This is a genomic window from Sporosarcina sp., from assembly GCF_029257255.1.
Classification (GTDB): domain Bacteria; phylum Bacillota; class Bacilli; order Bacillales_A; family Planococcaceae; genus Sporosarcina.
The window spans coordinates 1-13,406 of record NZ_JARICI010000003.1 but is presented as its reverse complement, the minus strand read 5'-3'; the positions used below and the strand labels follow the sequence as shown (position 1 = coordinate 13,406).

14 protein-coding genes, 1 tRNA gene and 1 rRNA gene are annotated in these 13,406 nt (G+C 44.2%); 2 read left to right on the top strand and 14 right to left on the bottom strand.

Features of this window, described 5'->3' with window-relative positions; genetic code table 11:
• Positions 1 to 135: 135 nt before the first annotated feature.
• The 3 genes from Q1J64_RS00355 to groES form a co-directional block, all read right to left on the bottom strand.
• The gene (locus tag Q1J64_RS00355) at positions 136 to 1,047 is read right to left on the bottom strand and encodes a tyrosine-type recombinase/integrase (RefSeq protein WP_301107109.1); all 912 of its coding nucleotides are present in this window, start codon (positions 1,045 to 1,047) and stop codon (positions 136 to 138) included.
• Between the two features lie 95 nt (positions 1,048 to 1,142).
• Positions 1,143 to 2,774 carry a chaperonin GroEL gene (gene groL / locus Q1J64_RS00350; RefSeq protein WP_301107108.1) on the bottom strand — a complete coding sequence of 544 codons (1,632 nt, stop codon included), beginning with the start codon at positions 2,772 to 2,774 and terminating at the stop codon, positions 1,143 to 1,145.
• Between the two features lie 51 nt (positions 2,775 to 2,825).
• Entirely contained in the window at positions 2,826 to 3,110 is a 285-nt protein-coding gene (gene groES, locus Q1J64_RS00345; protein ID WP_301107107.1) for a co-chaperone GroES, read from the bottom strand.
• A 194-nt stretch (positions 3,111 to 3,304) separates the two neighbouring features.
• Between groES and Q1J64_RS00340 the strand changes: the two genes are divergently transcribed.
• Positions 3,305 to 4,036, top strand: a complete 732-nt coding sequence (locus tag Q1J64_RS00340; RefSeq protein WP_301107106.1) for a CPBP family intramembrane glutamic endopeptidase — start codon at positions 3,305 to 3,307, stop codon at positions 4,034 to 4,036.
• A gap of 36 nt (positions 4,037 to 4,072) precedes the next feature.
• On the opposite strand, the gene dacB is transcribed toward Q1J64_RS00340, so the two are convergent.
• From dacB to Q1J64_RS00320, 4 genes are all read right to left on the bottom strand, one after another.
• Complete coding sequence (dacB, locus tag Q1J64_RS00335; RefSeq protein WP_301107105.1) at positions 4,073 to 5,563, bottom strand: D-alanyl-D-alanine carboxypeptidase/D-alanyl-D-alanine endopeptidase; 1,491 nt, start codon at positions 5,561 to 5,563, stop codon at positions 4,073 to 4,075.
• A 129-nt stretch (positions 5,564 to 5,692) separates the two neighbouring features.
• Entirely contained in the window at positions 5,693 to 6,496 is an 804-nt protein-coding gene (tatC, locus tag Q1J64_RS00330; protein ID WP_301107104.1) for a twin-arginine translocase subunit TatC, read from the bottom strand.
• 17 nt (positions 6,497 to 6,513) lie between these two features.
• The gene (locus tag Q1J64_RS00325; RefSeq protein ID WP_301107103.1) at positions 6,514 to 6,705 is read right to left on the bottom strand and encodes a twin-arginine translocase TatA/TatE family subunit; all 192 of its coding nucleotides are present in this window, start codon (positions 6,703 to 6,705) and stop codon (positions 6,514 to 6,516) included.
• A 64-nt stretch (positions 6,706 to 6,769) separates the two neighbouring features.
• Positions 6,770 to 7,417 (bottom strand): redox-sensing transcriptional repressor Rex, encoded by a 648-nt coding sequence (locus Q1J64_RS00320; protein ID WP_301107102.1) that lies wholly within the window; start codon positions 7,415 to 7,417, stop codon positions 6,770 to 6,772.
• Positions 7,418 to 7,570: 153 nt separating this feature from the next.
• Here Q1J64_RS00320 and Q1J64_RS00315 point away from each other — a divergent pair, with 153 nt between their 5' ends.
• Positions 7,571 to 9,496, top strand: a complete 1,926-nt coding sequence (locus Q1J64_RS00315; RefSeq protein WP_301107101.1) for an ABC-F family ATP-binding cassette domain-containing protein — start codon at positions 7,571 to 7,573, stop codon at positions 9,494 to 9,496.
• Positions 9,497 to 9,916: 420 nt separating this feature from the next.
• Here the strand turns inward: Q1J64_RS00315 and tsaD are convergent, their stop codons facing one another.
• From tsaD to rrf, 7 genes are all read right to left on the bottom strand, one after another.
• Complete coding sequence (gene tsaD / locus Q1J64_RS00310; RefSeq protein WP_301107100.1) at positions 9,917 to 10,939, bottom strand: tRNA (adenosine(37)-N6)-threonylcarbamoyltransferase complex transferase subunit TsaD; 1,023 nt, start codon at positions 10,937 to 10,939, stop codon at positions 9,917 to 9,919.
• Complete coding sequence (rimI, locus tag Q1J64_RS00305) at positions 10,936 to 11,388, bottom strand: ribosomal protein S18-alanine N-acetyltransferase (RefSeq protein WP_301107099.1); 453 nt, start codon at positions 11,386 to 11,388, stop codon at positions 10,936 to 10,938. Before rimI ends, tsaD begins: the two co-directional genes overlap by 4 nt.
• Positions 11,381 to 12,082: a tRNA (adenosine(37)-N6)-threonylcarbamoyltransferase complex dimerization subunit type 1 TsaB gene (gene tsaB / locus Q1J64_RS00300; RefSeq protein WP_301107098.1), complete on the bottom strand. Its 702-nt coding sequence runs from the start codon at positions 12,080 to 12,082 to the stop codon at positions 11,381 to 11,383. Before tsaB ends, rimI begins: the two co-directional genes overlap by 8 nt.
• Complete coding sequence (gene tsaE, locus Q1J64_RS00295) at positions 12,079 to 12,528, bottom strand: tRNA (adenosine(37)-N6)-threonylcarbamoyltransferase complex ATPase subunit type 1 TsaE (RefSeq protein ID WP_301107097.1); 450 nt, start codon at positions 12,526 to 12,528, stop codon at positions 12,079 to 12,081. The genes tsaB and tsaE overlap by 4 nt, the downstream gene beginning before the upstream one ends.
• A 237-nt stretch (positions 12,529 to 12,765) precedes the next feature.
• Complete coding sequence (locus tag Q1J64_RS00290; protein ID WP_301107096.1) at positions 12,766 to 12,912, bottom strand: hypothetical protein; 147 nt, start codon at positions 12,910 to 12,912, stop codon at positions 12,766 to 12,768.
• A gap of 141 nt (positions 12,913 to 13,053) precedes the next feature.
• A tRNA-Asp gene (locus Q1J64_RS00285) sits at positions 13,054 to 13,129 on the bottom strand.
• A 29-nt stretch (positions 13,130 to 13,158) separates the two neighbouring features.
• A 5S ribosomal RNA gene (rrf, locus tag Q1J64_RS00280) occupies positions 13,159 to 13,274 on the bottom strand.
• Between the last annotated feature and the right edge of the window lie 132 nt (positions 13,275 to 13,406).

The window sequence follows — 13,406 nt, the reverse complement described above, 5'->3', positions numbered from 1 at the left end:
TAGCTTGCAATTTACTGACGCTCTCCAAATTCTTCTCCAACTCTCCCCTGTCTAAATCAAGATACTATGTTTTGACTGATAAATCCGAATGTTCAAGAGCCTCAATAACCAATGTCACACCTGCCCTTCTATAGTTCATATATCCAAGTTGTTCAATGGATTGTGTATATCATTTTGCTCTTTCAATTCATTCCCCCACATTGCTACATAACGCATGGTTACGTTTATATTCTTATGGCGCATCATCTTTTGTATTGCAAACGTAGACATTCCACTCATGGCAAGTCTATGACAAAAGGTATGTCTAAAAGTATGAGGACTCACTCGTACATCCTTAAAGTTCATATGCTTCTGGAGGTTCTTAAACACCAACATAATAGAGTTGTATGTCATGGGTGTGTTATTACGGTTCAGAAACACGTATTCATTCTCCTCACCAAAGAAGTTCTTACAAAACACCTTGTATACAGAAAGTTCCTTAACTAACTTTTCAGTTATGAATACTGTTTCATATTGACGATTCTTTCCGTGAACACTCATCGTTACATTGGGCATATCAATATCTGACCATTTGAGATTTATTGCTTCTTTCCGTCTCACTCCAGTTCCAAGTAGCAACATGATTAACAAATACCCTCGGTAACTGAAGTAACTCTTCTCCTTGCGTCTCAAGCTTCGATAGTAAGCTAACATTTGATATATCTGCTCATCCGTAAACACATCAATCTTTACATCTTCTGTTTGTAATTTAACTTTACGAGCTATGTTTTCACTTACTATCCTCTCTTCGATTAAGTAATTGAAAAATGCTCGAATTCTCATGATTTTTGTATTAATTGTACTTGGCTTATTTCCTCTCTCCTGACAATCAAGTAGGTAACTGCGTACATGACTATGTGCTACCTCCTCAATGTTAATGACACCACGGTCAAGGCAATAGTCGATAAACAGTCCTAGCGTCCTCTCATAGTTTCCAATGTTCACTTGCGTTGTGTTCTTAAACTTCCTGTCTGCTAAAAAGTCTTGATATGCAAATTTTAAAAGCATAAAAAATAACCACCTCTCCATTTTTCTGAGAAGTGGTTATTCCTATACTAATTAATTATGAACGAGACAGCTTCACAAAACAGCATGTGAACGACTTACATCATGCCGCCCATTCCACCCATACCGCCCATATCAGGCATACCGCCGCCTGCTTCTGGTAGGTCTGCAACGACAGCTTCAGTAGTCAAGAACATTGCTGCGACAGATGCTGCGTTTTGCAATGCAGAACGAGTTACTTTTGTTGGGTCCACGATTCCTGCTTCTACCATGTTCACCCATGAGCCGTCTGCTGCGTTAAAGCCAATGCCGACTTCTTCGCGCTTCAGGCGATCTACTACGATTGATCCTTCCAGACCAGCGTTTGTAGCGATTTGACGTACTGGCTCTTCAAGTGCACGAAGGACGATCTTGATACCTGTTGCTACGTCGCCTTCTGTATCTTCAAGCAATGCTTCTACTTGCTTGTAAACGTTCACTAATGCAGTACCGCCACCGGAAACGATTCCTTCTTCGACTGCTGCACGAGTTGAGTTCAATGCATCTTCAATACGAAGTTTGCGTTCTTTCAACTCCGTTTCAGTTGCTGCTCCGACTTTGATGACTGCTACACCGCCAGCTAATTTAGCCAAGCGTTCCTGCAATTTCTCTTTATCGAATTCAGAAGTTGTTTCTTCAAGCTGTGAACGGATTTGGCCTACGCGAGATTCAATTGCGTTCGCATCGCCGCTTCCTTCTACGATTGTTGTATTATCTTTTGTTACAACGATTTTCGCAGCGCGTCCAAGTGAAGTCAGATCAGCAGATTTCAGATCAAGTCCTAGATCTTCTGTGATTACCTGTCCGCCAGTTAGAATCGCAATGTCTTCGAGCATCGCTTTACGACGATCTCCGAATCCAGGTGCTTTTACCGCTACTGCGTTAAACGTTCCGCGCAATTTGTTAACTACTAATGTAGCCAATGCTTCGCCTTCTACGTCTTCAGCAATGATCAATAGAGGTTTACCCTGCTGAACAACCTGCTCAAGTACCGGAAGAATCTCTTGGATATTACCAATCTTCTTATCTGTAATTAAGACATATGGATTGTCCAAAACAGCTTCCATCTTATCTGTATCTGTTGCCATGTTTGCAGATGCATAGCCGCGGTCGAATTGCATACCTTCTACTACGTCAAGCTCTGTAACGAATCCTTTAGACTCTTCAATCGTGATAACACCGTCGTTTCCAACGCGCTCCATCGCCTGTGCGATCAATTCACCAACTTCTTCATCTCCTGAAGAAATAGCTGCAACCTGTGCGATTTCCTGCTTGCTTTCGATTTCATCCGAAACGCCCTGCAGGCCTTCTACTGCTGCGATTACCGCTTTTTCGATTCCTTTACGGATACCGACAGGGTTTGCTCCAGCTGTAACGTTTTTCAAGCCTTCACGGATCATTGCCTGTGCAAGAACCGTTGCAGTTGTTGTTCCGTCCCCTGCGATTTCATTCGTCTTGGAAGCGACTTCTGCTACAAGCTTTGCGCCCATGTTTTCGAATGCATCTTCAAGTTCGATTTCTTTAGCGATCGTTACGCCGTCATTTGTAATTAATGGAGATCCAAATTTGCGCTCTAATACTACGTTGCGTCCTTTTGGTCCGAGTGTTACTTTAACTGCGTCTGCCAATGTATCCACACCGCGTAGCATTGCTGAACGTGCTTCTTCGTTAAATTTAAGTTCTTTAGCCATTTATAAAGTTCCCTCCTGAATTTTCATATCGTTATTTTTTATAGTAAGTAATCAGCCAATGATTGCCAAAATGTCGCTTTCACGCAAGATCAAGTACTCAGTACCTTCATACTTCACTTCTGTACCTGCATATTTTGAGAAGATGATGCGGTCACCTTCCGATACTTCCAATTCCACGCGCTGTCCGTTCTCAAGAACACGGCCTGTACCAACAGCAATTACTTTTCCTTCTTGCGGCTTTTCTTTTGCAGAGTCTGGTAAGACAATGCCGCTTGATGTTTTTTCTTCTGCTTCGATTAATTCGATTACGATACGGTCACCTAGTGGTTTCAACAAATGAAACAACCTCCTCGAGATATTGGTTATTTTTTTATTATTTAGCACTCAGCATTAATGAGTGCTAACACAACTCTTATCTTAAAGAATTCCAATAAAAATTGCAAGCAAAAGCGTTCGACATTTTCTTCTTTTGCCAAACATCTTTTTTCGCGTTAAAATGGTCATCAGATATAGATGAAAGGTTGTGCACAGTGAAGAACTGGGTCGTTGCTCTGATTCTCTTTATTACGTATGTTGTTATGCAAATCGCCAGCATATTTCTGGCGCCGGTACTCCTCTTGTATTTCACGGAGCTTGGACTGCCAAAAGTTGAAGCCATTTCTCACGCTTTTGCCTGGACATTATTTACGGTTAATACGATTGCTGCAATCATCTTCGTGATAATCCTAGTCAAAAATAAAAAGTTCATTCCGGTATTCAAAGGAAAGCCTGCACATTTTGGCCAAGTACTTCTATGGGGAATCCTAGGGTTCTTCTTGGCGATGGCGGGTCAAATTCTAGGTGCTGCCATTGAATCGATGTTCGGTGTCACCGCAGGCTCTGAAAATACAGAACTGCTCTCGAATATCGCAAAAACAGCTCCAATCATCATCTTCCCGATGGTGCTTTTCGCACCGTTCCTTGAAGAAGTCGTATTCCGCCGCATTTTATTCGGAGGCTTGTACACGAAGACGAACTTCTGGATTGCAGCCATTGCAAGTGCTGTCGTATTTGCCGCCGTTCATAACGAATTGCAGCATCTGCTCATGTACTTGCTGCCGGGACTAGCGTTTGCATTTGTCTATTACAAAACCAAGCGTCTGCTGACACCGATGATTGCCCACTTTCTGATGAACGGATTCGTGACGGTCGTTCAATGGAATGCGGATAAATTGCAGCAACTACAGGATATGCAGCAAAGTATCATATCATTCCTTATATAAAAAAATTCTCTCCCTGCATATGCAAGGAGAGATTTTTTATTGTGCAGCCATCACCTGAACCATTTTATCGATATCTGGACGCGCCGTACTCTTCGCCCCTTCAGTCAGAATACTGAAGATCAGCTCTCTGCCATTCTTCGTTTTGACGTAACCGGACAGAGCATCTGTATGATTCAATGAACCTGTTTTCGCTAACACTTTTCCTCTGACGAGCGGGCTTGTCAGACGATTACGCAGTGTCCCGCCAAGCATGCGTTCATTCATACCGGCTACCGGCAATGAACGCTCAAACGCCGGGTACCAAGGCTTAGACTGTACTGCGAATAACACCTCAGAAATCTTCTCGGACGGAATCTTGTTTTTATGCGACATGCCGGATGCATCTTCTAAGTAGATTCCTTTTGTATTGATTCCTTCTTTTTCGATTGTTTCCTTCATTACACGGATACCGGCATCCCAGCTGCCTTGGTTATATACTTTACGGCCCATGGACTTTGCAAGTATTTCCGCATGTGAATTATTGCTGAGTTTCATGAATGGCACCATTAAGTAATACAAAGACATCGACCGGTTCGTTGCAAGCACTTGTGCGTTTGCTGGTGTCTTGCTGCGAGAGACTTTTGTCGACTTGCTCAGACTGATTCCTTCTTTAGACAATGCCCGCATAAAGACATCTGCAGTGTAGGCACTCGGATTCGAAACCGTCACCCACTGGCGCTTGCCGTTTGAATTAACGGGAATGTTACCTGAGACGATAATCGTATTCGTTCCATACTGTCGTGTCATCGATACCGTATTCGGCTTGTTTTTCGGAACTGTGCGTGTCCGGTTTACCACTTTGACGATATTGGTATGCGGTGTCAGTGTGACTGTTGCCGCTTTGCCGTTTCTTGTCGGTTTCGCTTCCACAATTGTTGTTCCTGAATCATAATCTTCATTCGGTGAGATCGTCAGTGCCGAAATCTGCGCTGCGTAGTAATGCGTTTCATCAGACTTATAGATCCCTGGAGAAAGGCGCTTTGTGTCGAACCATGTATCATCCGCCACGACGTTTCCTGTGATTGATTTAATGCCTGACTGACGAAGCTCTTTCGCCATACGCTTCAGATCGCGTTCCATCAATGTCGGATCGCCTGTTCCGCGCAAATACAAATGTCCATTCAGCACACCGTTTTTCACTGTGCCGTTCGTTAAGACATCTGTAACGAATGTATAATCTTCACCCAATACTTCAAGAGCCGTTGCCCCTGTCAATACTTTGACGTTCGAAGCAGGCGTCACGCCTTGATCTGGACGATATTGATAGACGACTTTATTCGTATCCGCATTTCTGACGACCACACTGCTTTTTGTGCCGCGCATGCGCTGACTTGTGATTACCTGATTAATTCCTACTTCTAATCCTTTATAAGACTGCTGTGCCGCAGCCGCTTGATCTCCTGTAAAAGGAGTATAAATACTCGCCGTGACTAAAACTGCACCCAATACCCATTTGCTCAGCCGCTGCCGAGTCTTTCTCGCGTTCATTGTAATACATTTCCTCCCAATCTCGTTGTCCTTGCTAGTTTACCATAGGCACAGCTCCAAAAATACCCAATTGTAACAATTGTATTTGAAACGTAAAAAATCCCCCTGCATATGCAGGAGGATTACGTTTTATTGTTTATCTGTCCGGTTCAGCACTTCATCAATTTGACGCTGCTGTTCCGCTTTTATTTCTTCAAGTATGTGCAGTCGTTCCGCTTTTTCGAATTTCCGGTAGCCCAGGCGCGAGATGATAATACTGATCTCGTACAGGACAAATAGCGGAAGTGTTACAAACAGATGCGATACGATGTCAGGAGGTGTAATGAAGGCGGCCAGTACGAACAGGCCGAAGTATGCGAATTTACGCACCTTCACCAATACTTTTGGTTCCAGCACTCCAAGACGGGACAGGAATAAGATGACGATCGGCAGCTGGAAAACGAAGCCGAACGGCAATAAAATAGAAAAAAGAAAAGAAAAGTATTCGTTGATGCCGATGGTCTGTTCAATATTTAATTGAGCGGACAGGTTAATCATGAATTTCATGATATACGGCAGCAGAACGAAATACGAGAAGCTGATCCCCGCAAGAAACAGGAGAAAAGCGAAAGGAATGTACGACAGTGTAACTTTTCGTTCCAAATCACGAAGGCCAGGTGAGATGAACGCCCAAAACTGATACATGATGACTGGTGAAATAATGACGATCGCCAGGAAAATGATGACCTTCAAATAAATCACGACCGGATCAATGACGTTGAACGCGTTCAGCACCACTTGTTCCGCCGGTGTATCATATTGTATGAAATTAATGAGCGGCTTCGCAAAGAAGAAACTGGCAATCACGCCAACAGTAAAGAAAACGACAATTACCATCAGCCGTTTTCGCACTTCATCTATATGTTCAATGATCGTTAAGTTTTTATCCGCCATCAGACTAACACCCTAACTTACCGCACTTCTTCTTTCTTGTTTTCGATCTTCTTTACCTCGTCATCGTCGTCGGCAAGACCTTTTGTTGCGTTCTTGAATTCACGCAGCGAAGAACCGAATGCTTTACCGATTTCAGGTAACTTCTTAGGACCAAATATAAGCAATGCGATAACCGCAATAATTAGCAAACTTCCAATGCCTGGAGCCATGATTGGTCACCTCCTCATAATATGTCTATTCTACACGAAAAGCCTTGTATTTGCTATTATCGTGTCACTTTATTTGTGAATCTTTTACGTCATTTTTGATAAGGTAAATCAATGTCTGTAGCTCACCGGAAAGATCGATGCTCTGGATGCGGATCGTGTCCGGCACCGCCAAGCGTTCAGGTGTGAAATTTAATATCCCTTTCACGCCCGTTTTTGCGAGGCGGTCTGTCAATTCTTGAGCCACTCTTTTTGGCACCGTCAAGATCACCATCTCGATACCGAGCTCTTGAATTTTCTCTTCCAGCCGATCTGGTGGAAATATCGGAATATGATTACGTTCTTCGCCTTCATATGGCGCTTTCGGGTCGAACGCCACAACAATTTTTGTGTTGTGGATCTTTTGGAAATTGTATTTCAAGAACGCATTACCAAGACTTCCTACGCCGATGAGTGCAACATTCGCACCTTCATCCTGGTCCAGTGTCTCGCGAAAAAACTGCAATAATGAATCGACATCATAGCCGTAGCCTTTACGCCCGAGTGCACCAAAATGAGAAAAGTCTCTGCGAATTGTCGCCGCATCAATTTTCATTGCTTCGCTTAATTCGCTCGATGAAATGCGCTGGACGCCTGCATCTGCATAATTTCGTAAAAATCTATAATATAAAGGCAATCGTTTCGTCGTTGCCTGCGGTATTCTAGGTTTACCCACTGCTTTCCTTACCCCCAGTGTTGCTCGTCGACACCTTGTTTAAAATAGGTTAGAGCACTTTTTATCGTACAGGAGAACGCTGTCATTGTAAAGCCGATTATTGCATGGTAACGCGGATTCCATTAAACTTAAATGAGAATAGAGGTGTGAGGCTTGATTATTTTACAAGTGAATGGACTGACCAAGTCTTTTTCAGGCACGGATTTGCTGGAAAACGTGCGTCTTGAGGTGCAGCATCGTGACCGCGTAGCACTGGTCGGACGAAATGGTGCCGGAAAATCGACATTATTAAAAATCATAGCAGGTGAACTAAGCGCTGATGAAGGCGATATAATCATTCCGAAAGATGTGCAGGTCGGATATTTGGAGCAACACAGCGGAATTAATTCGGAACTGACGATCTGGGATGAAGTGATGACCGTATTTATCCCATTACGTCAAATGGAAGCACGTTTGCGTTCCCTCGAGCAGCAAATGGCGGATCCTTCTGTCTATGAGAATACGGACAGCTATACACGTGTGATGACGGAGTATGATGAACTGCAGGTGTCTTTCAAGGAAGCGGGAGGCTATCAGTTTGAAGCCGATGCCCGTTCCGTGCTTCACGGCATGCGTTTTTATCCGGAGGACTTTGAAAAACCTGTCCATCTGCTGTCGGGCGGTCAGAAGACACGTCTCGCGCTGGCGAGAATGCTGTTGAGTAAGCCTGATTTGCTGATCCTCGATGAGCCGACAAACCATTTGGATATCGAGACACTGAACTGGTTGGAGCGTTATTTGTCAGCTTATGAGGGGGCTATACTGATCGTCTCTCACGATCGGTATTTCCTTGATAAAGTTGTGAACACAGTTTATGAAGTATCCCGGCGTAAAGTGACAAGATACAGCGGCAACTACAGTGCGTATCTGGATGAAAAAGCGAAGAATTATGAACGTGATCAGAAGATGTTCGAACAAGAGAAGGATGAACGGGCAAAGCTTGAGGAGTTCATTCAGAAGAATATTGCACGGGCTTCCACTTCTAAAATGGCAAAGAGCCGGCGCAAGCAATTGGAGCGACGGAACTGGATGGATTCTCCTGACGGTGATGAGAAGTCCGCTAATTTCTCATTTTCATTGGATCGGGAGAGCGGCAATGATGTACTGTCCCTTGACGATGTGAAGATTGGCTACGGTGTGGAACCTGTATCAAAGAACATTGCATTGCGTGTCTATAAAGGAGACCGGGTCGCTTTCGTCGGGCCGAACGGCGTCGGTAAATCGACACTCTTGAAGACGATCGTCAAGCGCAATGAGCTGCTTGGCGGAGAGATTCGCTACGGTACCAACGTGCAATTCGGTTATTATGATCAAAACCAGGCAACATTAATTGGTACAGGTACTGTGCTTCAGGAAATCTGGGACGACTGGCCGATGATGAATGAAAAGGATATCCGTTCCCTGCTCGGACGCTTCTTGTTTACAGGTGATGATATCGAGAAACTCGTGACTTCGCTCTCAGGTGGAGAGAAAGCGCGACTTTCATTGGCCCAGCTAATGCTTGAGAAATCCAATACGCTGATTTTGGACGAGCCGACGAACCACTTGGATCTCGACAGCAAGGAAATCCTTGAAAATGCACTGGACGACTTCCCTGGAACAATTCTTTTCGTTTCTCATGACCGCTACTTTATCAACCGATTGGCGACGAAAGTCATTGAGCTGAGCGAAGACGGCGCGGTCGAATACTTAGGTGACTACGACTACTATATCGAGAAGAAAATCGAAATGGCGGAAATTGCCGCTGCGACGATGGTAGAACAGCGTGCCAAGGAACCGTCTGTGAAGAAAGAAGTTGCCGGCAAGGAGTTTCAGCGACAGGAACGTAGACTGACGCGAGCAATTGCCGAAATTGAAAAGAAACTTGAGCAGTTTGATACTGAAATTAATGAGTTGCAGGAACAACTGCTTGATCCCGATCTCGCCAATGATCATGTGAAACTGATGGATTTACAGAAGCAAATCGATGAAATCCAGGCAAAGCATGATCAGCAGGAAGAAGAATGGCTGAATTTGCAGGAAGAACTTGAAAATTTATAAACATAGGGCTGTCTATGGAAATTCTTTTATGAAGTTCCTACGACAGCTTTTTATTTTCTTCAGCAAGGTATGTTATGCAATCATTTGTTCTAGTAGTTTTTTTGGTCATTATTCGCCAATCAACTCTATTCATCTGAAAATCTCCTACAAATCCTGATTTATTTCTCCACAATCTTTTCCACAGGTGAAATCCCGTTTTAAACACATATGAACATTGTTATGCACATTATCCACAGCTCTTCTATAAAAAGTCCACAAAGTTATCCAAAATTAAGAAGGATAATTATCACACCTTTCATAACTTACCCACAAACTATCCACAAATTGTGCATAAGTACGAATGTTCTCTATTGACAAAATAAAATTCCCGTCGAGAAAAAACACACATTTTGCTGAATGTTAGCAAAATGTGTGTATCTATCATTCATTCCAAGAATTCAGTTCCATTCCAGGTCGTCCATTCATAGTAGAATCGCTTCGCACTCCGCTTTTCCACATTTCATATCCCGCAGATGCGATCATCGCTGCATTGTCTGTGCATAACGCAATTGTAGGGACGTAAAAAGGGATATTTTCTATCTCGAGGGCTTCAGTCAGTGAGCTTCGCAAACCTTTATTGGCCGCTACTCCGCCTGCCGCGATCACTTGCTTCACTTCAAACTCCCTTGCCGCCCTCACTGTTTTCGCAGTCAATACCTCTACAACACTTTCCTGAAAACCTGCCGCTACATGCTGCGGATTGATTTCTCCGCCTTTTTGAACGACATTATGCTTATAGTTAATAACCGCAGACTTTAGGCCGCTGAAACTGAAATCATATGAATCCGATTCCAGCCAAGCGCGCGGAAACTCTACACTTCCGTCACTCTCTAATGCCAATCGATCCACATGCGGTCCACCCGGATATTGCAAGCCGAGGACACGCGCCACTTTATCATATGCCTCTCCAGCTGCGTCATCACGCGTTTCTCCGATTAATTCAAACGAACCATGTGATTTCATGACAACCAGCTCCGTATGACCGCCTGACACGATCAGTGCGAGCAGTGGAAACTCCATTGGATGCAATAATTGATTCGCATAAATATGGCCCGCAATATGATGCACGCCGATTAACGGCAACTGATTGGCAAATGCAAAAGCCTTTGCTGCATTGATCCCAATCAATAATGCACCAACAAGACCTGGGCCCTCTGTTACGGCTACTGCTTCCAAATCACTTGGTACCAGCTCAGCTTCCAACAGCGCCTCTTCAATCACTCGTGTAATCTGCTCAACATGCAGACGAGAAGCGATTTCCGGCACCACGCCACCATATTGCTTCTGCTGCTGGATTTGCGATAAGACAATATTCGACACGATTTCTGTGCCATTTTTCACAACAGATGCTGCGGTTTCATCACAGCTCGTTTCGATACCTAATATATAATGATCTTTCTTCATTCGAATTCCACCCACATCACGAGACCATCTTCATGGTCATCCGTATAATAGTTCTTCCTGATACCGCCTTCTTGAAAGCCCAGTTTGCGATAAAGCGTACGTGCCGGTTCGTTACTGACACGGACTTCAAGCGTCATGGTTTTCACTTCATTCAGGCGGCAGAGCTCCATTGCCTGACGCATCAGCTCTTCACCATAGCCTTTCCCACGCACTTTCGACCGGACAGCGACATTCGTAATATGGCACTCATCCAGCACAATCCACATACCACAGTGTCCAATGATTTCTCCATCTAATTCCGCTACGATATAATGAGAATAAGCGTTACCCGACAGTTCATGCTCAAAAATTTCTTCTGTCCACGGGGTGGCAAATGATTCACGTTCAATATCTGCTACTGCACGAATATCAGCCATGGTCATCTTACGAAATATGATATCTTCACTCATGTAAAGGCTCCTTCTTCACCAAGTTGGCCTCTGCTTCTGTAATCCGCTTATACTGCGGTGTAAAAGCATGCACCGAATCAGCCTCATCTTTACCCATAGCCAATAAAACAGCAGAAGAAGCACGCGGTACATTCATCGCAAATGAAGCAAAACGCGCATTCTCGCCAAGCCGTTGCTGGATCACTTCTTCATGAATCTTCACATCATCCCCAATGAAAAGGACAGGCTCACCTAACTTGTCTAAACGATCAAGAAGATCTGCAAGGGAACAATGCTGATCTTCATCAACAGCGGCTAATCCCTCTCCTTCTGCACGATAGACAGCTGAATAGACATTAGATCTTCTTGCATCAATCAACGGACAGATCAGCCCGTTAAACAACTGCCCATTCATCGCGAGCGTCTGCAGACTGGAGACACCGTAAAGCGGTTTATTCAAAGTCCAGGCTAGTGTCTTCGCAATCGTCACACCAATACGGACACCCGTATAAGATCCAGGACCTTCAGAAACAGCAATGGCATCTATGTCAGCCGGTACAATGGAAGCTTTCCTGCACGCTTCTTCTACAGCCGGCATCGCACGCAGCGAGTGATTCACTTTCATCATGCTTGACTCTTCTATAAGCAACACATTATCCTTGACGATTGCTACCGATAAAGGAGAATTCGCTGTATCAATACCTAACCATATCATCTAAAAATCTCCTCACATATATGTGTAAATCGATCACCTTTTGGCGTTAATTCAACCGTGCGGGTAGTAGAACCTGTTTGTCGGATCATCATTTCAAGGCGTTCTTCGGGCAATTCATCCTGAATAAACTGAGCCCATTCGACAATAGAAATGGCGTCTCCATAAAATAGCTCGTCCCAGCCTAAGTCTTCCTCACTGCCAGCCAGACGATACACATCCAAATGATTTAAGGGATAATTCCCCTCATACTGTTTAATAATCGTAAAGGTTGGACTGCTGACAGTTCGGTTCACACCGATAGATTTCGCCAGTGCTTTGGAAAATGTTGTTTTCCCTGCACCAAGATCTCCTTCCAATGTCAGGACATCCGGCGGTTTTAAATAGCTTCCAATTTCAGCTGCCAGTGCTTCCATCTCTTCAACAGATTCAATATCTTTCTTCCACACAGCCAACGCACCCTTCTTTTCAAATCATCTTAATACTAGTGTACAGAAAAACGCAAGAAAACTAAAGCGAAGATGATGCGTATCTATTTACCGTTTCAATCAACAAACGCGCCAAAACAGATTCCAGAGAACCAAATTCTCCTGCCAACGAGCCAAAGTAGAATTTCTCCGTGCAAATATGATTTTCAGTATACAAAAAACCACTCCCTATAAGGAATGGTATCATCTGACCTGAGATCATGTCCGGCGCACGAGCTTAACTTCCATGTTCGGGCTGCGAATGACGATGAGCAGCGGATTGACTACGTCAGTTTCTCCGCTTGCAAGTCTAGCGTATGTCATCCACTTCGAGTCGCAGCGGCTCGCTTCCTTGCACTCCACCACTCCTTGCCCTTCTCGCTACACAGTGTAGTTCTCTGTATAAGTAAGTGCTTCCAATGCCTTTCGGCTTTACGGAAGGAATGATATCTTAATAGATAAAAAACGATCTCACCATAGAGGCGAAATCGTTGGAAAGTTAAAATATGGCGGTCCCGACGGGAATCGAACCCGCGATCTCCTGCGTGACAGGCAGGCATGTTAACCGCTACACCACGGGACCATGAAATTTTGCAAAAAAAAAAATGAACAGCCTAGCAACGTCCTACTCTCACAGGGGGAAGCCCCCAACTACCATCGGCGCTGAAGAGCTTAACTTCCGTGTTCGGTATGGGAACGGGTGTGACCTCTTCGCTATCGTTACTAGACTATATTGAGTAAAGCTTGTTCACTCAAAACTGAATAAAAGACATTGGGTAGTTCAAGTAACTACTTTTTATAAAGGTTAAGTCCTCGATCGATTAGTATCTGTCAGCTACATGCGTCGCCGCACTTCCACC